21 protein-coding genes and 1 tRNA gene are annotated in these 18,566 nt (G+C 35.6%); 2 read left to right on the top strand and 20 right to left on the bottom strand.

From position 1 onward, the window contains the following. Nucleotides 1-8: 8 nt before the first annotated feature. The 12 genes from MNY27_RS02950 to MNY27_RS02895 all read right to left on the bottom strand — a co-directional run bounded on the left by MNY27_RS02950 (nucleotide 9) and on the right by MNY27_RS02895 (nucleotide 10,397). Nucleotides 9-2,045, bottom strand: a complete 2,037-nt coding sequence (locus MNY27_RS02950) for an FAD-dependent oxidoreductase (protein ID WP_152183357.1) — start codon at nucleotides 2,043-2,045, stop codon at nucleotides 9-11. A 9-nt stretch (nucleotides 2,046-2,054) separates the two neighbouring features. Then, nucleotides 2,055-2,279 (bottom strand): NADH-ubiquinone oxidoreductase subunit E family protein, encoded by a 225-nt coding sequence (locus MNY27_RS02945; protein ID WP_152183356.1) that lies wholly within the window; start codon nucleotides 2,277-2,279, stop codon nucleotides 2,055-2,057. Beyond that, entirely contained in the window at nucleotides 2,279-3,520 is a 1,242-nt protein-coding gene (gene nuoD, locus MNY27_RS02940) for an NADH dehydrogenase (quinone) subunit D (RefSeq protein WP_152183355.1), read from the bottom strand. The genes MNY27_RS02945 and nuoD overlap by 1 nt, the downstream gene beginning before the upstream one ends. A gap of 12 nt (nucleotides 3,521-3,532) precedes the next feature. Next, complete coding sequence (locus MNY27_RS02935) at nucleotides 3,533-4,339, bottom strand: NADH-quinone oxidoreductase subunit C (protein ID WP_152183354.1); 807 nt, start codon at nucleotides 4,337-4,339, stop codon at nucleotides 3,533-3,535. After that, nucleotides 4,339-4,848, bottom strand: a complete 510-nt coding sequence (locus MNY27_RS02930) for an NADH-quinone oxidoreductase subunit B (RefSeq protein WP_152183353.1) — start codon at nucleotides 4,846-4,848, stop codon at nucleotides 4,339-4,341. Before MNY27_RS02930 ends, MNY27_RS02935 begins: the two co-directional genes overlap by 1 nt. Further along, nucleotides 4,830-5,219: an NAD(P)H-quinone oxidoreductase subunit 3 gene (locus MNY27_RS02925; protein WP_152183352.1), complete on the bottom strand. Its 390-nt coding sequence runs from the start codon at nucleotides 5,217-5,219 to the stop codon at nucleotides 4,830-4,832. Before MNY27_RS02925 ends, MNY27_RS02930 begins: the two co-directional genes overlap by 19 nt. Nucleotides 5,220-5,523: 304 nt before the next feature. Next, nucleotides 5,524-5,814, bottom strand: coding sequence for a hypothetical protein (locus MNY27_RS02920; protein WP_152183351.1), 291 nt, complete (start codon nucleotides 5,812-5,814; stop codon nucleotides 5,524-5,526). Nucleotides 5,815-5,885: 71 nt separating this feature from the next. After that, nucleotides 5,886-7,622: an ATP-binding protein gene (locus tag MNY27_RS02915; RefSeq protein WP_152183350.1), complete on the bottom strand. Its 1,737-nt coding sequence runs from the start codon at nucleotides 7,620-7,622 to the stop codon at nucleotides 5,886-5,888. An 8-nt stretch (nucleotides 7,623-7,630) separates the two neighbouring features. Continuing rightward, the gene (locus tag MNY27_RS02910; RefSeq protein ID WP_246153806.1) at nucleotides 7,631-8,869 is read right to left on the bottom strand and encodes an outer membrane protein transport protein; all 1,239 of its coding nucleotides are present in this window, start codon (nucleotides 8,867-8,869) and stop codon (nucleotides 7,631-7,633) included. A gap of 6 nt (nucleotides 8,870-8,875) precedes the next feature. Next, entirely contained in the window at nucleotides 8,876-9,766 is an 891-nt protein-coding gene (gene nfo / locus MNY27_RS02905; RefSeq protein WP_152183349.1) for a deoxyribonuclease IV, read from the bottom strand. Beyond that, the gene (locus MNY27_RS02900; protein ID WP_152183348.1) at nucleotides 9,763-10,236 is read right to left on the bottom strand and encodes a hypothetical protein; all 474 of its coding nucleotides are present in this window, start codon (nucleotides 10,234-10,236) and stop codon (nucleotides 9,763-9,765) included. The genes nfo and MNY27_RS02900 overlap by 4 nt, the downstream gene beginning before the upstream one ends. Next, the gene (locus MNY27_RS02895; RefSeq protein WP_188109427.1) at nucleotides 10,236-10,397 is read right to left on the bottom strand and encodes a hypothetical protein; all 162 of its coding nucleotides are present in this window, start codon (nucleotides 10,395-10,397) and stop codon (nucleotides 10,236-10,238) included. The genes MNY27_RS02900 and MNY27_RS02895 overlap by 1 nt, the downstream gene beginning before the upstream one ends. A gap of 110 nt (nucleotides 10,398-10,507) precedes the next feature. Here MNY27_RS02895 and MNY27_RS02890 point away from each other — a divergent pair. After that, nucleotides 10,508-10,582, top strand: a tRNA-Asn gene (locus MNY27_RS02890). 189 nt (nucleotides 10,583-10,771) lie between these two features. Here the strand turns inward: MNY27_RS02890 and MNY27_RS02885 are convergent. The 8 genes from MNY27_RS02885 to MNY27_RS02850 form a co-directional block, all read right to left on the bottom strand. Beyond that, nucleotides 10,772-10,969: a hypothetical protein gene (locus tag MNY27_RS02885; RefSeq protein ID WP_346391865.1), complete on the bottom strand. Its 198-nt coding sequence runs from the start codon at nucleotides 10,967-10,969 to the stop codon at nucleotides 10,772-10,774. After that, nucleotides 10,966-11,712: a PP2C family serine/threonine-protein phosphatase gene (locus MNY27_RS02880; protein ID WP_346391864.1), complete on the bottom strand. Its 747-nt coding sequence runs from the start codon at nucleotides 11,710-11,712 to the stop codon at nucleotides 10,966-10,968. The genes MNY27_RS02885 and MNY27_RS02880 overlap by 4 nt, the downstream gene beginning before the upstream one ends. 4 nt (nucleotides 11,713-11,716) lie before the next feature. Continuing rightward, nucleotides 11,717-12,415 (bottom strand): VWA domain-containing protein, encoded by a 699-nt coding sequence (locus tag MNY27_RS02875; RefSeq protein ID WP_346391863.1) that lies wholly within the window; start codon nucleotides 12,413-12,415, stop codon nucleotides 11,717-11,719. Between the two features lie 63 nt (nucleotides 12,416-12,478). Then, nucleotides 12,479-13,927: a hypothetical protein gene (locus tag MNY27_RS02870; protein ID WP_346391862.1), complete on the bottom strand. Its 1,449-nt coding sequence runs from the start codon at nucleotides 13,925-13,927 to the stop codon at nucleotides 12,479-12,481. Next, a complete protein-coding gene (locus tag MNY27_RS02865; RefSeq protein ID WP_346391861.1) occupies nucleotides 13,927-15,468 on the bottom strand; it encodes a type IV secretory system conjugative DNA transfer family protein in 1,542 nt (513 codons plus the stop codon). The genes MNY27_RS02870 and MNY27_RS02865 overlap by 1 nt, the downstream gene beginning before the upstream one ends. 169 nt (nucleotides 15,469-15,637) lie before the next feature. Then, nucleotides 15,638-16,513, bottom strand: coding sequence for a relaxase/mobilization nuclease domain-containing protein (locus MNY27_RS02860; protein WP_346391860.1), 876 nt, complete (start codon nucleotides 16,511-16,513; stop codon nucleotides 15,638-15,640). Beyond that, nucleotides 16,510-16,860 (bottom strand): hypothetical protein, encoded by a 351-nt coding sequence (locus MNY27_RS02855; RefSeq protein WP_346391859.1) that lies wholly within the window; start codon nucleotides 16,858-16,860, stop codon nucleotides 16,510-16,512. Before MNY27_RS02855 ends, MNY27_RS02860 begins: the two co-directional genes overlap by 4 nt. Before the next feature lie 20 nt (nucleotides 16,861-16,880). Next, nucleotides 16,881-17,126 carry a hypothetical protein gene (locus tag MNY27_RS02850; RefSeq protein ID WP_346391858.1) on the bottom strand — a complete coding sequence of 82 codons (246 nt, stop codon included), beginning with the start codon at nucleotides 17,124-17,126 and terminating at the stop codon, nucleotides 16,881-16,883. Between the two features lie 162 nt (nucleotides 17,127-17,288). Between MNY27_RS02850 and MNY27_RS02845 the strand changes: the two genes are divergently transcribed. Further along, the gene (locus tag MNY27_RS02845) at nucleotides 17,289-18,041 is read left to right on the top strand and encodes a hypothetical protein (RefSeq protein ID WP_346391857.1); all 753 of its coding nucleotides are present in this window, start codon (nucleotides 17,289-17,291) and stop codon (nucleotides 18,039-18,041) included. Nucleotides 18,042-18,566: the final 525 nt, after the last annotated feature.

Below are 18,566 nucleotides of genomic sequence, written 5' to 3'. Positions count from 1 at the left end.
ATCAACTCCTAGGCCTGAACCATAGCGATATAATAACAACGCATACATCGCTCTGCTTCAGCTAAAGCCTGCTCTTGTGTGAAACCAAGATTTACTTCTTTGTTGTTGTCTTTACGCTCATTAACAGTTAAAACTGCAGAGTGCTCACGCGGAAGACCCGGAAGCCAACCTGTAACTTTCTCTTTCTTGTCATAGACTTTCAGTTTTGCCAAGTGATCTTCCATAATCTCTTCATCAGTAAGCGTAATCTCACCTGTTTGAACATAACGGGACATTACAGAAGCTGCACGTTTTGCCTGGCCAACTGCATTTACAATCGTCATCGGACCATATTCACAGTCACCAGAAGCAAAGATACCCTTGCGTGAGGTCATATAGTCTTTCCCGTTTGTCTTGATAGTAGCCCATGATGTCTTCTCGATTTCCCACTCTTCAGGAAGCAGGTCTAAATCAGCTGACTGAGAAACAGCAGGAATCAAGTAGTCTGCTTCAATCGTATATGACTCACCCTCGATTTTCACCAACTGTGGACGTCCACCGTCAGGATCAGGTACAAGTTCAAATTTGTCGATTAAAAGCTCACGCAAGATATCATTTTCATCCGTTGTAATCTTATTTACCGCAGAGTGGAAAAGAAATTCTACACCTTCTTCTACAGCTTCATGATACTCTTCATAGGTTGTATTACGAATAATTGTCTTCTCGTCACGACGATAAACCATATAGACTTTTTTCGCATTGGCACGAATCGCACAACGGACAACGTCCATCGAAGTAAATCCACCACCAACACAGACAACTGTTTTACCAGTCAAGTCAACAAAGTCTTGGCTTAGCATCTGCTGCTCTTGTACTGATTTTGGCGTTTTTATATCAAACTTCTCATAAAGGTTTACCCAGTCAAGAAAATCAATAGCACCCCAGTAACCCTTAATCTCTTCACGCTCATTTTCACAACGAACTTTTTTAGAGATTCGAGTACCTGTAGCTACCATAACAGCATCATACTCTTTTTCAAACTTACGCATATCATCAGCTGTGATTTTACGGTTTGTGATAAAGTTCACACCCAGATCTTTTACACATTCGATATCTTTTTCGTACTTATCCCAAGGCATACGGTACTCAGGTACACCAACTGTTACCTCACCACCAAGAACAGGAAGTTCTTCGTAAACATCTACATCGATTCCCTCTGCAGCAGCGTAGTAAGCCGTTGTAAGTCCTGCAGGACCTGCACCGATAACGGCGATTTTCTTATCAATTGACGGTTTTTTCTCCATAGGATGGAAAAAGTCAAATCCATGGTCCGTCTCCCAGTCAGCACCAAGACGCTTAAGTGACATAATAGAGATAGGCTCATCCAGATTTGTTCTACGACATGCATCTTCACATGGGTGTGGACAAACACGACCACAAACATGCGCAAGCGGCATAGTCTGACGTGTAGCTTCTAGAGAATCATCAAAACGCAGGTCTCTTACACCCTCAATATATGCAGGAATATCAACATGGCTTGGACACGCATCTGTACAAGGAGCCGTGATTTTTGCAATATAACCGATACTCTCTTCATAATGTTTTGATTGTTTCTTCTCATTGATACACTCTAAAAATGTATCTTCAAAGTGTGTCATCAAGTCAAGGATAGGATTTGGTACAGTTTTACCAATCTCACACTTTGACGTGACTTGCATACTTTTACCAATCTCTTTCAAGTGGTCCAAATCAGCTACTTCACCTTCACCACGAGCGATTTTATCAAGTACGTCATATAAAATACGACCACCCCAACGCCCAGGTGCACATCTACCACATGCTTCACTATACTCTTGATACTGTGCAGCATACTCCATAGCAAGACGAATAACATCCACATCTTCATGAAAGAGTGCAACACCGTCCCAGCCAATAAAAGCTTTAGAGTCACGATGATCGTCGTATTGTGCCGGCAGGTTATAAGCTGATTCTTCCCACTCTTCTTCAGGTTTGCCTATATTATTTATAGACTCACCTTTCCAAGTAGAAAAATAGACTTTACTCACATTAAATCCCTATTTTTTAACTACGATAGTCCAGTCGACTTCGTTAAACTTCAGTGAGTTATATAACTCATACCCACACTCTTTTACCAAATCAGCTGAACGCTGAATCGGTGTAAAGTCACCTATTTCAAAAAGAAAAATCAAAGTCTCAGTCGGCTTGTGTTTCTCTTCTAAAATCTCTTTCATACGAGGTTCAAAATTATCTTTTAAATGTCTTAAATCATATCTTTTCATTATCTGTCAACCTCTCCAAATACGATGTTTGTAGTACCAATGATAGATACAACATCCGGAATATAGTGACCTGGTAAAAGGTCAGTTAAGATTCCTGTATGCCAGAATGACGGCGCACGAAGTTTGAGTCTGTATGGATACGGTCCACCTTGAGAGTTAATGTAGAAACCGAGTTCACCTTTTGGAGACTCTGTCGGTACATACACTTCACCAACCGGTGGTCTCATACCTTGTGTTACAAGAACGAAGTGCTGCATCAAAGAGTAGTTTTGTGTCATAATGTCAAGTTTTGGTGCTGAGATATATTTAGGCGCATGTGCCATAAGCTCAGTTTGACCATCTTTTTCACACTTCTCATACATCTCTATACATTGATAAAGAATCTTCGCAGACTCTCTCATCTCTTCCATATAGATACGGTAACGTGCGAAGTTATCACCCTTGTCAGACCAAGGAACATTGAACTCTACTTCATCATAAAGCTCATATGGTTCTTCTTTACGAATATCCCATGCAACGCCAGAAGCTCTTAACATTGGACCTGTACAGCCCCAAGAGAGTGCCATTTCAGTCGGTATCACACCAACCTCTTCCATTCTCATTCTCCAGATACGGTTGCTATCAAGTAGATCTTCGTAATCTTTGATGTTTTGTGGAAGTTTGTTTAAGAAAACTCTTAACTGATGTAAAAAGTCATCTTGAATATCCAAAGGAACACCACCGATACGAATCGCAGCATGTGTTAAACGTGCTCCACAATACCCTTCAATAATATCCATTAAGTACTCTCTTTCACGGAAAGCAAATAAGAATACTGTCATTGCACCGATATCAAGCGCAGTTGTTGCCAACCAGAAAAGGTGAGACATCAAACGGTTGATCTCTAAAAGAAGCATACGAATTACTTTCGCACGACGCGGTACTTCAAGACCGATGAGCTTCTCAACTGCAAGTGCGAAACCATAGTTATTTGAAGATGAAGCGATATAATCCATACGGTCAGTAGTAGGCATAAACTCGTTATAGATCATATTCTCAGCCATCTTCTCCATACCACGGTGAAGATATCCAACATCCGGATGTGCTTTTACGATTTGCTCTTGTTGCAGATGAAGCATAAGACGTAACTGTCCGTGAGCAGAAGGGTGCTGTGGACCGAAGTTAAGAATGAGTTCATTATCTTCTCTGTCAAATGTAATGTTTTCAAAAAACGGTGTTAATCTGTTTTTTACTTGTGCCATATTTCTACCACCCTATCTTTGAGGATCATCAATAACTTTTGATGACTCTTTATCTACTTTTCTAATTAGGAATACTCCACCATCTTCTTGATACTCTTGAACTGTAGGTTCCATATCATCTGTAATCTCAGTTCCTTTTGGTACTTCAAAACCAAGGCGAGCAAAACGCTCAGAGTCATATCTGTCAACTCTTGCTGTATCACGAAGTTCAGGTCCGATGATATCACGTGCTTCTTTTCCATAGATCTTATCTACTTCATACCACGCAGCAAACTCGTCACCTTCTAACGGATAAGTTTTAAGAAGTGGATGTCCTTGCCAATCATAAGGCATAAGGATTCTTTTCATAAACGGATGTCCATTTGCTTCGATTCCAAACATATCATACATCTCACGCTCTGACCAGTCAGCAGAACGGAAAAGTTTCTCTACAGAATCAACTGCCTGACCGTTCTCAATAAAATATTTTACACGGATACGTTTGCGTTTTGTCATAGAAAGCATTTGATAAAAGATCTCAAATGTATTGTCTTTTGCAAGCCAATCGATTGCACTCATCTCTGAGAGTTGTGTATACTCAAGTTCATCGCGCATCAACTCTAACACACCATAAATATCATGTGGATTGATGTAGATTACCATCTGCTCTACTTGAATGTATGCGTCTTTTACTTCAAACTTTGCTTTGATAGCCTCTAAGTCAGCTGCAAACACTTCATCACAATCAACGTCCTGCTTTGGAACCTGTGGTGCTACATAGTATCTATCTGTATAGTAGGCTTTTGCCTGTACATCATCTTTAGGTTTATACGCTCTCATTACATTAACCTCTTCGCTTTTTGTGCATTTCCGGCTTTATTTGCACGGATTTTTTTCTGTAGTAACATTACACCATACTGAAGTGTCTCAGGACGAGGAGCACAACCAGGAAGATACAGATCAACCGGAATAATTCTATCTGCACCCTGAACAGTTGCGTAAGTATTGAACATTCCACCAGTATTTGCACATGAACCCATAGAGATAACCCATCTTGGTTCTGTCATTTGGTCATACAGACGCTTAATGAACTCAGCATGTTTTTTTGTAAGCGTACCCGCTACAATCATAACATCTGCCTGACGAGGAGACGCACGGAAGATCGTTCCGTAACGGTCAAAGTCAAAACGAGATGCACCTGATGCCATCATCTCAATACCACAACAAGCAAGACCATATGTTAATGCCCAAAGTGAATTTGAACGCCCCCAGTTTACAATCTTGTCAATAGAAGTCAGTGCAACCGGAAGTCCACCGTCTTGTGTATAATTTACTTTATGTTGTGCCATTCTAGCGCTCCTTTTTTCCATGCATATACGAAACCGATTGCCAATAATAAGATGAACATAATCATCTCAGCAAATCCAAACCAACCTAAAACTTTGAAGTCAACTGCCCATGGAAACATAAACACAATCTCAACATCAAAGAGTAAAAAAAGCAGTGCGAACAGGTAAAACTGTGGCGACACTCTATTTGGTTGTTTTGTGATTTCTGGTCCACATTCATAAACAGAAAGCTTAATCTTTTCACTATCTTTTGCAGCTAACGCGCGACTCGCCAAACGAGCGATTACAGTCGTAGCCATAAATGCACCAAATGTAATTACAAATAGTACAAATACCCCAAAATACGGATTCGAAGTCACTATATGATCCATATAACCTACCTTTTAAATTAAGAGCAATATTTATGTTAAATATAACTCTTCTTAATATTTGTCTTCTAACGCTTATAAACAGCCTGTGTTAATGGCTTGTATGCTTTTGCATTTAGAAAAAACAGTTACTGCACTATATCAAAAAGAGTATTAAAAAAAAGTTTTATAAGCTAGAAGATATTGAAAATGTCACTTATCGCAACACAGCTTTTTAAATGAGAGAAAATGTGTGTAATTTTGTAATATAAATGAGATAAAAGATGACTTAAAAAAGATATTTAAGTCATCTTCTTGTTTATTTTAATTAATAGGTTTGTACCATATTTTGTGACTGCGTTCTGTTTTGTTGCATTGACTTAGAACCTTGCCCAGAACCATCACCTTGACCTTTTCCAGAGCCACTACCTTGTTCTTTTAAGCCTTTATATTGGTATTTATACTGATGTTCGTATTGGTTTTGATTCATCTGTGAACTGTCGCCACCGCCGCCTGAACGGTAGCCACTTCCACCACCCATGCCGCCACCGCCACTTGGACCTTTAGCCATTGCAACCGTTGCAATAAGAGATAAAGCTATTATCACTACTTTTTTCATCATAACTCCTTTGGTTTGTTATGTTGTATTGTTACATACTAATGTTAGCGAATCGTTAGTAGATGAAAAATTTACTTATTTAAAAATCCCATAGACTTTTCACTGTCGAAATTTGCATCTCTTTCTCTACGAATTTCATCTATAAAATCCTCAAATGTGAAAAGAGGCTCTTCTCTAACAGCTACTTTGTATGCCGTATTTTTAACGATTAAGTTTATCTGTCCGCCCGTTAGTGAATACTCCGCAAGTTTTGTAACATCGAAACCATCTTCATATGGTGCACTCTTTGGTAGCATTTTGTTCCAAAGCTCAAGTCTTTGTTCTTTATTTGGCTTTTTAAACTCTATCTTGTAGTTAAATCTACGTGAGAAAGCTTTGTCAATATTTTCAAGCAAGTTGGTTGTTGCTATAAGCATGCCTCGAAAATTCTCAATCTGTTCTAAGAAGATATTTTGCATCTGGTTGTGCATCTGATCTGAACCTGTAATATTCCCAGAACTTCTTGCTCCTAAAAACTGATCCGCTTCATTTAGTAGTAAAATCGGCTCTGTTTTTGTCTTCTCACTCAGTTCGTAAAAAGTATCGAAAATCTTACGTACGTTTTTTTCACTCTCACCCACATACATAGAAAGAATTTTTGAACAATCAAATGCCAATACCTGACGCTTGAGCGATTTTGCCAGAGAGTAAGCCGTCATCGTCTTTCCTGTTCCTGCCGGACCGTAAAAAATAATGCGTGCATCGATACCGCTTTTTTTACTTTTTATACCCCATTTTACAAGACGATTTACAACCTCTTTATCAACCTGTTTCATAAGATTTTCAAGCGTCTCTTTTGTTTCACTGTTAAGCACAACATCCTCCAAGGATGTCTCACTGTCGATTAGCTCAAAGATATCCTGTTCCTCTACAAGAGCATTCAGCTTGAGTCGTGTTACCTTTTTCGTCTTTTGCGGATGAATGATACTTTGGAGCACATCGTCCACAATGTAGAAAGAACGGGAAATTCCACCAAAAGGATTCAGCATCTCTTCATAATCGATAATACCACTGCTCAGCAAGTGAGAACCCTCTTCTAAGAGTGAGCGGTTTTTAATTCTCTCATACTCATCGATAGAAATCAGCTCTATCAATGTGTTCATCTCACGCAGAGATGCATCTGTTGCACTGTACTCCTCACGCAGAAGTGCGATGAAGATAACCTGCTCATAGTTGTTCATCTTTTTTTGTTTAAAGAACTTGTCAAGTACAAGATTTTCTGAAGTCTGTTCCACTCTCTCTTCAATACGTTTTTCTAAAAGTTTGAGCTTGTTTTGGAGTCTGTCAATGCCTAAAGAGTGCTCATGCACATTTTGACGAATAACAGACATCTTTTGATACAACTCTATTCTAAAAAACTGGTCTTGTAGATACTCCAAATGGTCTGCATAAGGCTTCACATCTGGCAAATCCAAATCTAATGTACCATCTTGTAGCAGTTTTAAAAAACTCGGTGTAAGTCCTACTGCTGTATTTAGAAGCTCTAGTGGTGTTACTTCTGAGATTTTGATAGGAGTGAAACTCTGCTGATGCAACCAGCCGAGTTCCAAAAGGTTTTTTACTTCGATGAGATGATTCAAATGTTTGTATCCATCATCTTTGTAGAGCTCTTCCAAAAGTGAAAGTACAAGAACATCATCCTGTCCCTCAACATATTTTTGAGCGATATGGCGAAGGATATTTGCCTCTGCCACACTTGTTTTAAGGTGTATAAAGATATCTGACTTTGCTACATCCTTTGTCTTTAAAAAATTAACTAATGTCTTCAAATATTTCCTTAAAATTTATAACCTAGCCCCGCAGAGATGATTAAGATGTTTCCATCACTAAACCCTCCAACAAGACCATTGTCATTTGCATCTGATGCACTAATGGTTCTATTTTCATGCATAGAATAAAGTGCTGAAAGACCTACATCAATACTCTCATTGATTTTATAACGTCCACCTAAAGAGACTGCAGTTGAGTCCGTATCTGGAAGTTCAAAGCCGATAGTTTTATTTGGTACAGGACTCTCATCAATTACTAAACCTGCCATAAGAGTCAGGTCATCAAGCTCTTGTGTAAGACCGAAACGAAATGTGTTAGTATCTTTCCAGTCTTTTGGTATAGATGCATCAAATGCTGCAGGCATAGGAACTGTATAATCAAAATTTAAATCTTTATATGCAGACCAATATGTTTTTTCATATACAATTTCTAATGTAGTGTTTGTTGGCAACGTATATGCTATTGCTATGTCTAATGCTGCTGGTAATGGTATAGAGACTGTTGACCACCCATCATAAAATTTAGTACTACCTGCATCCGAATAAAGTTTAGCATTTCCTTCTTCAGTTAAATTAATTTTTGAACGATATGTTAAACCTAATTCTATGTCAGATGTAGGATTATAAGCCAAAGCTAAATTATAACCATAATCTATTGAATCTCCTTCCATATATCGAGAACCTATAGGAGAAGTACTTTTTACTATTCCTTCTGAATAAATCACTCTAAAACCAACTGCCAGACCCAACTTATCATTAATTTTAAAAGCTGCTGTCGGATTTACTTCAATAGTTGTTAATGTAAATTCTTCTGCTTTATATACAGCAGGAGCATCTTTCCAACGCTTAGAAAGCCCACCAGGAGCAACAATACTTACACCAACTCTAGCACCATTATCCCCAAGGGCCCCAGAAACATAATGAAGAGTCGGAATTACAAAATCTTCACTTTCAGATTGAATTTCATTGCCTGCTACTGGTTTCCATTTAACCTTATCAAGCCCAATATAAGTTATATCAGCCTCAATATGATTTTCATCAGACATAAAGACCATTTTTGCAGGATTGTAGTATGCTGCATCTGCATTGTTTTGATTGTGCGCAACATTTGCAGCACCCAGTGCTACCGCATTTGTTGACGTCTCTGGAATCTTATACCCACCTGCCATTAAAATTGAACTTGCCACCAGAGACAACAGTGCTACTTTTTTCATTTTCATCTCTCCCAAAAAAATTAGTGCAACCATATTACACTATTTATTCTCAAAAGAGTATAAAAGCTGAATCTCTTCTGCCCAGATGCTCTCATCAATCGTCTCAAGTATCAAAGGAATATCATCCATTCTCTCATCATTCATTATAAATCTAAAAGCATCCAAACCAATCTCTCCTTTTCCTAAAGAGTGATGTCTATCCACGTGAGAACCAAGTGGCGGTTTTGAGTCGTTGATGTGCATTCCCATCAAGTATTGAAAGCCTATGATCCTATCAAACTCACTCCATGTTTTATCGTACGCTTCACGTGTTCTGATATCATAACCCGCTGTAAACATATGACAAGTATCGATACAGACACCTACACGATTTTTATCTTCTACTTTGTCAATAATATGTGCAATATGCTCAAACTTCCAGCCAAGGTTACTCCCCTGCCCTGCCGTATTTTCTATAACTGCAGCTACTCCGCTTGTTTTATCAAGTGCGATATTGATGGATTCTGCGATTACATCCAAACATTTATCTTCTATTGGCTGCATTACTTCAGGATTCTCTTTATCTTTTTTACTTACTTTGACCAAATGACTTCCTGGATGAAAGTTAAGCCTGTCCAGTCCAAGTTGCGCACAACGCTCCAATTCATCGATGAATGCTGCACGAGATTTTTCCAGTTTTTCACTCTCAGGATGCCCTAGATTGATAAGATAAGAATCATGTGGCAATATATGCTTTGGCTCTATACCGCTCTTTACCAAATTCTCTTGAAACTTCTCTATCGTTTCGCTCTCTAATGGCTTTGCAACCCACTGTCTTTGGTTCTTTGTAAAGAGAGCAAAAGCCTTTGCCCCTATCTCCATCGCATTTAACGGTGCATTGTAAACACCTCCACTTGCACTTACATGTGCGCCAACAAATTTACTGCTCATCGACTTATATCCTTAATTTTAAATAGTATATGATTTTTTCTATCTTTAAAATAGACCTCTTTTGCTTTTACAACATACTTAATATCTACATCCTGTGTGAGAATACGCTGTGTAAATCCAAAAGAACTCTTTGTCAGATTTACTCCATCAAAGATTCTATGCCCCAAAAGTATATTTTGCAGTAAATTTGGAGGATATGCACTATTGAGGTACTCACTGTTAAACCCCTCTTTAGATATACATCCTTCATCACTCACGCAAATCAGATGATTGATATTGATTCGTTTAAAAACATGTCCAGCAACAAAAAGCTCTAACTCGAGAGCTTTGTCACTATGTCGTAAATAACCTATATCTGAAAATTTTAATTTTGGAGTTTTAATCGTTACGATTTTACTCTCTGTATGCTCATAGTTTTTAATACTACATGCACTAAAAAGAAAAATGAAAGAGAGTAAAAAGTATTTCATTAGTCTATTGGAAGGAATTTTCCACATTTTTTCTCAGCAGTACCACCAAACTCTTTGATTTCAACTGCTGTTCCGTTTTTTGCAATAAGCTGACGTTTACATTCATCTTTTGCAATACATTCTCTATTTTGACATCCAATATTTTCTGCAACTTGTGCCATTTGCTCTGTCCTTATTCAAATATAATAATTTTTCGCAATTATATCGCTTTTATTTTATAGAAAAATAAAGATTTTTTAAGATTTAACAGCTATAATTTCACTCTTCACATTCCGGATTAGCTCAGCGGTAGAGTAGGTGACTGTTAATCACTTGGTCACTGGTTCGAATCCAGTATCCGGAGCCACTTCAAACTCCCCAAAATAAGAACTTTAGAGCAACTCATAGAACTACTTTAAGCTTAGGAAATATAATCTAAGTCCGTGACAAGTCCGTCTGATAAAAATAATATTGATAAGAATTGATAGAATAGTGAAGAGATATAGAGGTAATAAAGCTCTATATCTTTAAGTTGAAAAGTTGATTTCAATACTTTTCACAACCACCCTTTCAAGTATAATGCAGACTCTAAGTCCATTCCTGATATCTCTTTTATCTCAGCTCCCGAGTTTACATCACTATGCCTTGTTAAACTATTGCTCCATACTTTCATTTTAGTATCTTTTCCATTGACATAGATTCTATGGTCATTATGGATGTTGACTCTATTGCCTCGTATATTAAAACTTTTCACGACTTATCCTTTATTTGATTTTTTCTTAAAATTGCAATGCTTAAATCATCTGATGATTTGATTGCAAATACATTTTTTAAATTCTCATCCAATGCAGATGACACCTCTTCTTCACTGCCATAGTCTAGCCATTGAATGATCTCTTTTGTGATTGGTACGAGTGTTTTTGTTTTATAGTTATATAGAGACTCTTCGACTCCATCACTCATCAAGATTAAACCATTTAAGTTTTTCATATCCCCTCTGTAAATACGAACTTTTCTTGCATCAAGCGTTGTAGTAAAATATGTGATATGTGAAAACTCTCCATTTTCAGGTTCTGATAGAACTGATAAGTTCTCATCTTCATCAAGCACACCAATTACACCATCTCCAATATGAACTATAATAAACTCATCATAATAGACTGTGATGAACTGCAAAGTAGATGATAAATCTTTTATTTCTACTCTCTTCATCTTAGCAATAGCTACTAATGCCAAATGAATCCTAGCTAATAAATTTTTATTAGCTATTGTTACATTTTTTTTGTAGTATTCAAATGATATCTGCATATGCATTGCCAAGAATTTGAGTATAAGATTTGATCCTATATCACTATGTTTTGCACTACCAGCACCATCTGCCAATCCAAGAAACAAGTAACCATCTTCCTGTTTGACTAAAACTGAGTCTTGGCAAGGAGTATCACTAATTTTATGTGACACTCCCTGTTCGGTAGCAAATGCAGTTACTAAATTCATCTTGTTAAAACAGTTTGAATTTTGGATCAAGTTCAACATGATTTTCTACCTCTTCCCCTGGTCCAGCTTGACTTGCTGCAGATAAAGAGTATGAAACCCACACTAAAAGCTCTTTTAAATCTTCAAATGTTGGAGATTTTAACACATTACCATTAGGATTAAAGCGTTTAAGCTCCTGCATATCTGCATCATCTCCTACTCCAATGCCAAGAAAGGTTAACTTTTTTCTTGCAACTAAATCCGCACATCTGTCTGCAGACGCTGTAATATCATCGGATGGTTTTCCATCTGTGATTAACACTAATAATGGTGCTTTATATAAAGTTCCTTTGCTCTTATATTCTTTGAGTTTTGATTGAAGTGAGTCAATTCCATAATCAATAGCTTTTCCCATATATGTAGAAGCTTCTGCTACGAAATTATTTTCGAAATAGATATCTTCAACAAATGAATAGTCATGTATCACTTTAACGTCATTGCTGAATGTCATAATAGAGAGTTCAATACTTGCTCGAGTATAATCATCAGCTTCTAATGTTTCAATAAATGTTTGTATTGCATCACCTTGTTCTTGCAGAGGTGTTCCCTCCATAGAGTAACTTACATCTGCAAGAACACTAACTGGAATTAATGTAGTATTATCTACAGTATCATCCAACTCAATTTTAAATGGTTTGTCTAGGTTCAACGTTGCTTTAGCCATAATTTTCTTTGTCCTTTTAGTTTAAATATATTTTTATTCTAACTCACACACAGTTACATTCACTTATTTACTCCTTGTTTTGGTTTGTACACGCATCAGACTTCTTCTGTGAGCTTGAAGAGCCTGAGTGAGTGTACTTAGCAATACTGGTTTTTGATATCTAAATACATCTTCAAAAAATTGACGAAGTTCTATAGATAAGTTTGACCATGCATTAATAAGTGCACTATTAGCATTAGATTTATGGGGTTCTTTAACATTAAATGCAAATTCATGTCTTTGAATGAGATCCTCCTCTGTACCTCCTTGTTTTGTGGTATATGGGTTGCCTCCTGAAGTTAAGTTTTGAAATATCATCATGCTTAAAGCATAGAGATCATCAGCTCTGTTTTTTAAATACTCTTTATGTGATTTTTTAATATGAATTGGACGGGTGTACATCATAATTCCTACCGTTGAGGGTTGTCTATCAACTTGATAACTATCTATATCAATAAAATAAATTTTCTTAGGGGATTTCACTAATACATTGCGAGGATTAAAATCAGCAACGATAATTCTTGCGTCATGTAGTTTTTGTAAAGTACTAGCAATGCTAAGTGAGAGATCAAGTAAATCAATATATGTCCAATTCGGACAATATTTTTCTCTATTTTTTTTACTATGTAAGATACCAAGTTCTTTGACTCCAAAGACTTGAGGCATGGTGTAGCCTATAAATTTTTTATTTTTATCATAGAGAATTTTTTCTGGAAAAACAACAGAAGCTATTTTTCTCATAGATAAAAACTTTTGTAACTTTTTGAGTTTTTCATTGGTGGCTTTATCTGGATGAAATATTTTTGCCAGTAGCTGTTTGGTTATAATATGAACAGTTCCTTCTCCTCCAAACCCTATCTGTTTTTGCAAAGTATACACATCTCCTTTATCTGTATATACTTTTTTACCATTGTTGTTTATTTTAATCTCTGCGGCTTTTGGAAGCATGAGATTCTTTGTTTTAGGCTCTTCTTTTTGTACCTGTACTTTCATTGTTTCTTTTGGCTTTTGTTGTACTTCTTGTTTTGAAGATTTTTTTTGGGATGTCAATGGTGTTGTATTTTGATTGCTTTTTGATGCAAGTTTTATTTTGGAAAATGAATATTTAAGAAATTTCCATAGAAATTTTAGATCATATATAAGATCATCTCTGTTAAAAATAAGCACATTTAACCATAAAAGCTTAATAGCAACATAGGAAAAAAGATAAAAAAATGCCATGAGAGATATAGCAAAGGTCCTCATTGTTGCATCTGGTATCAAATTATCATTAATATCTGCAACATATGCAAGATAATAACTGAGATATTTCACTACATAAAAAAAGAGTAGTTTCTGCCATGAATAGCTAGATGCACTTTTAATATAGGTTATAAAAATAAGCATAAAGACAAATAACACCCAGGGATCATTTTTATTAAACAGCCAGATAATTCCAAGTAAAAAATCATTATAATCCAATAACCATTCCATCATATACTCCTCAAGTCAATGTACTTAACATAATCCACAATATGTGCTACCATGCTAGGATGAAATTTAATTTTTGTGGCTCTTTTAAATTTAGATAGCTTAAAGTAAGGTGTCAGTTTTTGTTTGAATGGCTTATTGTTTTGAATAAAAACGAGTACTTCTCCATTTTTAAGAGTTCTTACTTCAGATGCCTGCATCACATCTTGTTGAGTCACTCTGCCTTGAATAAGTGTCTGTTTTTTGCCAATCATGCTACTTATTTGTTGTGCCAGATTATTATTGGCACCACCAAAAAAGATTTTTGAGCCAATACCACCATTTAAAATAGTCTCTGCAGCAGCCTTGCCATAGAGATGCTCAACCTGATTCACTGATTGTATGGCTAAAATTTCACTTATTTTATAGGCTCTCGTGACCGTTATATATTTATCAAGGTCATTTATTTTAAAGCTACCTATTTCATCTAAGAACATGTAAACAGAGTTCTCCTGTTTTGTGGGAATTTTATTAAGTAGTGCGTTGTACATCAATGAAGATATAAAACTAGATACTAAAAAACTATACTGTGATGCTGATTGCACTGGAATTGATAAAAATAGAGCCACTTTTTTAGTTCTCATCTGTTTAAGATCATAGGATGGACTTGCCATTATTCTTTTTAATGCATCATTATTTGCAATAGATGAGAGAGCCATATTTGCTGTTGCAAGCACAGAGAGTTTCACAGTATCATCATAGGCTTTAAACTGTCTGTACTCCATTATTAAATCAGCATCACCATATTTGATAACCACATTATCCATCTCATTGTTTGTTTGACTTGAAAAACTACTTAAAAGATATTTCACATTAGCAAGGTTCATATATTGTTTATCCCCAATTGCAAGAAGTAGATTTCCAATAAGTGTCAGGAGTGCTACAGCACTCTCATTCCAAAAGCGATCCTGAGCACCACTGCTCCCATTGCTAGATGAGTATAAAAGTGAACGCATAATATGCTCAATATCTGCGGAGTTTTTTGCAAATTCAAGAGGATTAAATCCAATGCTTATATCAAGATTATTAGGATCAAGAACAACTACTTCATACCCTTTTCTTTGAAGATAGCCTCCTGTTATGCTACATATCTCCCCTTTAGGATCTAAAATAAACATACTGTTTTTTTTATGATTTGCCTTATCTAAAATCATAGGGATAATCATAGATGTAGTTTTACCTAAACCTGTGGTTGCATGAATTAAAAGATTTTGAAAAGAGTGTTCTTCGCTTAATCTTAACCCTTTTTTTGCATCTATTAACAGACCTTTGTTGTATCTGCTTATTAGTTTTTTTCTGTCACGACTCCCAAGAAACCCTTGTAGATGAAAGATACCATAGATAGAACCTAGTATGTATTTGAATGGGTAAAATACACCCTTCAATATACTGAGGATAATAAGTTGTTCACTCTGTTGTGATAGTCCCAAAAATCTTTTGAAAAAGTTAATGATAATTACATACATTACGATTGTAAATAGCAATAGTGCAAATAGCTGCTCCATAATATTCCTCCTCTACCCAAATTTTAAGAATGAAAAAAAGTTTAGAAACAGGTCATCTGATGTAGAGGGTTTCTCTTGCTTTTTTGATTTTCTTTGAGAGATCTTTTTATTTAAGTTTTTCAATCTCTGTACCTCTTGTTGTTTTCGTGCTAATTGCTGCTTTAATTTATCATCTACCACGACCTTTGCCTCCTTTTTTGAGTTGTTGCTCCAGATGTGGAGTCTTTTTAATCTGTTTAGGTTTTTCAACAATTTGTTGTTTTTTCTGAGTGATATTAAGCTTCTTCTCATAGCTTAGATATTTTGCTCTCAAACCTTTTTCAAGAGTCTCTAATCTGTAGTTTTTCTTTTTGGATAGATCTCTCAGTCCAATTGTTTTTGCTCCTCTTTTATAAATAATGAGATTTTTAGATTTTAAAAAATCATGGAACTCTTTTTTAGTTTGCTTTGTAAGTGCATATTTAAAAGTAGCTGTAAGCTTTTGCTTCTGTGTAATTGCACCACGCAGATATTTCATTTTTCCTTCTGCCAGTTTTATTCGTCGTTCCAGCTTTTTGCTGTAATGATTCGTTTGGGTTAAATGTGGAAACTTCTCGTTTCGTATTCGCTCTAGTTCCTGTTGTGAATGCAAAAATGCTTTATTTGAGACTCTGTGTCTGTGAGTGCCAAATAAAGTATTACTTGAAAAAAGGCAGTGTGCATGTGTCTGATTGGCATCAGTATGAATAGCAATTACTGCCAAATGATTATCTAAGCCTCTTAATCTGATATGTTCATCTACCAAAATTTTAAGTGCCTGCACTTCTTCCTCTTTAGAAACATTATTTGATGGAGGAAGACTGAGTATCTCTGAAAATGCAAGGTTTTTACCTCTTGCTCCATTTAGATATTTTGCATTTTCAATGAACTCATTATTAAGTCCATCGATATCATCTGCCAAAGAGAACATATTTTTTGTATATACAAGTGCATCTGGCTTGTTGATGTACTTTAGTCTACCAGTGACACCGGCTGCACTTTTAATTCCTTGATATGTATTAATCATTTGGAAGCCTTTAGATCCTCAATAAGCTTCACAAAGAGCTCATGATATTGTTTCATATACTCTAAAAGCTGTTCTAGAGGAAAAGCATTTTTACCATCAGTATCAAATTTTTGGTTGATTTGTTGTAGCAGTTGTGATAGCTTTATCTGATTAAGAGTAAAATCTTTAATGACAATTCTTTGTTCTGATGTCAGAAATGCCACATCTGCTTTATTAAAAGCTGAAAGTGCACTCTGCTTTAAGAGTGTATTGACTGTCAGATCAACTGCCTCCGCCTGCTTTTGAAGCTGAGAGTAGAATTTTTGGCTGATACTGATTGTTACTTTTATATTTGAAGATTTCTTCATGATTGTAAACCATTTAAAAATTAATATATATCGATAGAGACAGTTTTAATTTTTCTATCTGACATATATTTAGCAATATCAGTTATACTGTAATATACATTGGACCTATTCTCTTGCAAATATGGAATACCACAACCATTTTTACGATCCCTGTCCAAAGAACTAATAGAACGACCTATAGCACGGCTACATTCAGACTTAGACAATAGGACACATCCAAACTTTTTATATAGTAGTTCAACTATTACTTTTTCCTCATCTAACATAACATCTCCCTTTAATTTATTAAATTAACCTAAAATGAGTCAATTCATATAGTGTTAATTTATAGTATATTTTCTTTTTTGAAGCTTAAGTGAGTCAATTTGATTAAATTTAAGTTTTTATTCATATGGAATTGAGTAAAATTGTACATATGGAGGTTACTTGTGTACACAATTATTAATGACATTGAAAAAAGTTTTATCGTTAGTTCTGATGCTAACAAAGTAGCTCAAGATAGACGCAAAGTTAAAACTTATCGCTTTACCGTGGAAGCTGGAAAGGTAAAAAAAGAGAGTTTTCTGTATTTAAATAGTCTATTCAATGATATAGATGAGGATACATTAAACAAGATCTGTAATAATTTAAACGAAAAAACAGAAGCATATCAAGATAATTTCGTTTCTATATCTATTTTAGCAACTGCTAATCATACATTTAAATTTAAAATTGAAGATATTTTTTCTAAAACTGATAAACAAACTAAGAGGGTTGCTATATCTTTATCTAATGAAGAATATAATGAATTAATTAATATTCATGCAGGTACCAACAATAAAACCATTAGTCATACTCTAAAAGAGATATACTTACACGGGCTAAAACAAAAGGATACAGTTTCATCAGAAATTCCTACTCATAAAGCATCAAAAAAACGTAGATATAGACGACGGGAAGAAGAGTCTTGGAAAAAAGAACCTATATCAACAAAAACTGCTATGTCGTATAAAGATCTAGCAGGACTTAGTCTTGAAGAATTGCAAAGTAAATTATCAGAACCAGTGAAAAAACAACCTCAAGAGCAGCTAAAAGTATTTGTAGAAAAAAAAGTGGAAGAGAATATCGTTCCAATTGTAGAAATAAAAAAACCTATTAATGACAAAAAAAACGTAGAAGATAAAGCTATCCAAACTGAATAATTTTATATAAGGGTTCTTAGGGACAGAGTCCCTGAGCAAGTTGCGCTAGGTATACAATAGTCGACTTTAGGAGAATATTGTAACTCTGTGCAAACTTGCCTCTCTCTTTTTCCTACTTCTCCTGTTTTGCAATCAACAACGCATAATTTTTGATTTAGTCAACCTCTAGTAGCCAGTTGTTTCTACGAACATAAATTTAAGTATAAAAAATGAAAGGCTTAACTGCCTTCCATTTCTAGTTCGTTGTAGATATTATATGCAACATGTTCATATGCTAACCATGCATAATAATTTTTTAGATCCATGTCAATTGATTCAGATGATAAAATTCACTCTTCTTGAAGTTCTAACCTAATATCTTCGATTTCATCATAATATGTATTATAGAACTTATGTGTATTATTGTAGTATATCATTGATGAAACAGTACCTCACTGACATCCATATTGTAGTAAATCTTCAAAAAATTGTTGTGGATCATCATATCCATAATCTAGAGCATCTTCTATTACAGCAGCTGTAATA

The sequence above is a fragment of the Sulfurimonas sp. NWX79 genome (assembly GCF_039667035.1).
GTDB lineage: Bacteria > Campylobacterota > Campylobacteria > Campylobacterales > Sulfurimonadaceae > Sulfurimonas > Sulfurimonas indica.
The sequence above is the reverse complement of the archived record's forward strand: the minus strand, read 5'-3'. Positions and strand labels throughout refer to the sequence as shown.

Bases quoted from the DNA above. Each gene is read 5' to 3' on its own strand.
- nfo (WP_152183349.1), bottom strand. From the start codon at position 9,766: ATGAGCAGTAAATTTGTTGGCGCACATGTAAGTGCAAGTGGAGGTGTT.
- MNY27_RS02850 (WP_346391858.1), bottom strand. From the start codon at position 17,126: ATGTTAGATGAGGAAAAAGTAATAGTTGAACTACTATATAAAAAGTTT.
- MNY27_RS02945 (WP_152183356.1), bottom strand. From the start codon at position 2,279: ATGAAAAGATATGATTTAAGACATTTAAAAGATAATTTTGAACCTCGT.
- MNY27_RS02875 (WP_346391863.1), bottom strand. From the start codon at position 12,415: ATGGCTAAAGCAACGTTGAACCTAGACAAACCATTTAAAATTGAGTTG.
- MNY27_RS02920 (WP_152183351.1), bottom strand. From the start codon at position 5,814: ATGAAAAAAGTAGTGATAATAGCTTTATCTCTTATTGCAACGGTTGCA.
- MNY27_RS02935 (WP_152183354.1), bottom strand. From the start codon at position 4,339: ATGAGAGCGTATAAACCTAAAGATGATGTACAGGCAAAAGCCTACTAT.
- MNY27_RS02895 (WP_188109427.1), bottom strand. From the start codon at position 10,397: ATGGCACAAGTTGCAGAAAATATTGGATGTCAAAATAGAGAATGTATT.
- MNY27_RS02870 (WP_346391862.1), bottom strand. From the start codon at position 13,927: ATGGAATGGTTATTGGATTATAATGATTTTTTACTTGGAATTATCTGG.
- MNY27_RS02880 (WP_346391864.1), bottom strand. From the start codon at position 11,712: ATGAATTTAGTAACTGCATTTGCTACCGAACAGGGAGTGTCACATAAA.
- MNY27_RS02930 (WP_152183353.1), bottom strand. From the start codon at position 4,848: ATGGCACAACATAAAGTAAATTATACACAAGACGGTGGACTTCCGGTT.
- MNY27_RS02860 (WP_346391860.1), bottom strand. From the start codon at position 16,513: ATGATTAATACATATCAAGGAATTAAAAGTGCAGCCGGTGTCACTGGT.
- nuoD (WP_152183355.1), bottom strand. From the start codon at position 3,520: ATGGCACAAGTAAAAAACAGATTAACACCGTTTTTTGAAAACATTACA.
- MNY27_RS02865 (WP_346391861.1), bottom strand. From the start codon at position 15,468: ATGGAGCAGCTATTTGCACTATTGCTATTTACAATCGTAATGTATGTA.
- MNY27_RS02910 (WP_246153806.1), bottom strand. From the start codon at position 8,869: ATGGTTGCACTAATTTTTTTGGGAGAGATGAAAATGAAAAAAGTAGCA.
- MNY27_RS02925 (WP_152183352.1), bottom strand. From the start codon at position 5,219: ATGGATCATATAGTGACTTCGAATCCGTATTTTGGGGTATTTGTACTA.
- MNY27_RS02900 (WP_152183348.1), bottom strand. From the start codon at position 10,236: ATGAAATACTTTTTACTCTCTTTCATTTTTCTTTTTAGTGCATGTAGT.
- MNY27_RS02855 (WP_346391859.1), bottom strand. From the start codon at position 16,860: ATGAAGAAATCTTCAAATATAAAAGTAACAATCAGTATCAGCCAAAAA.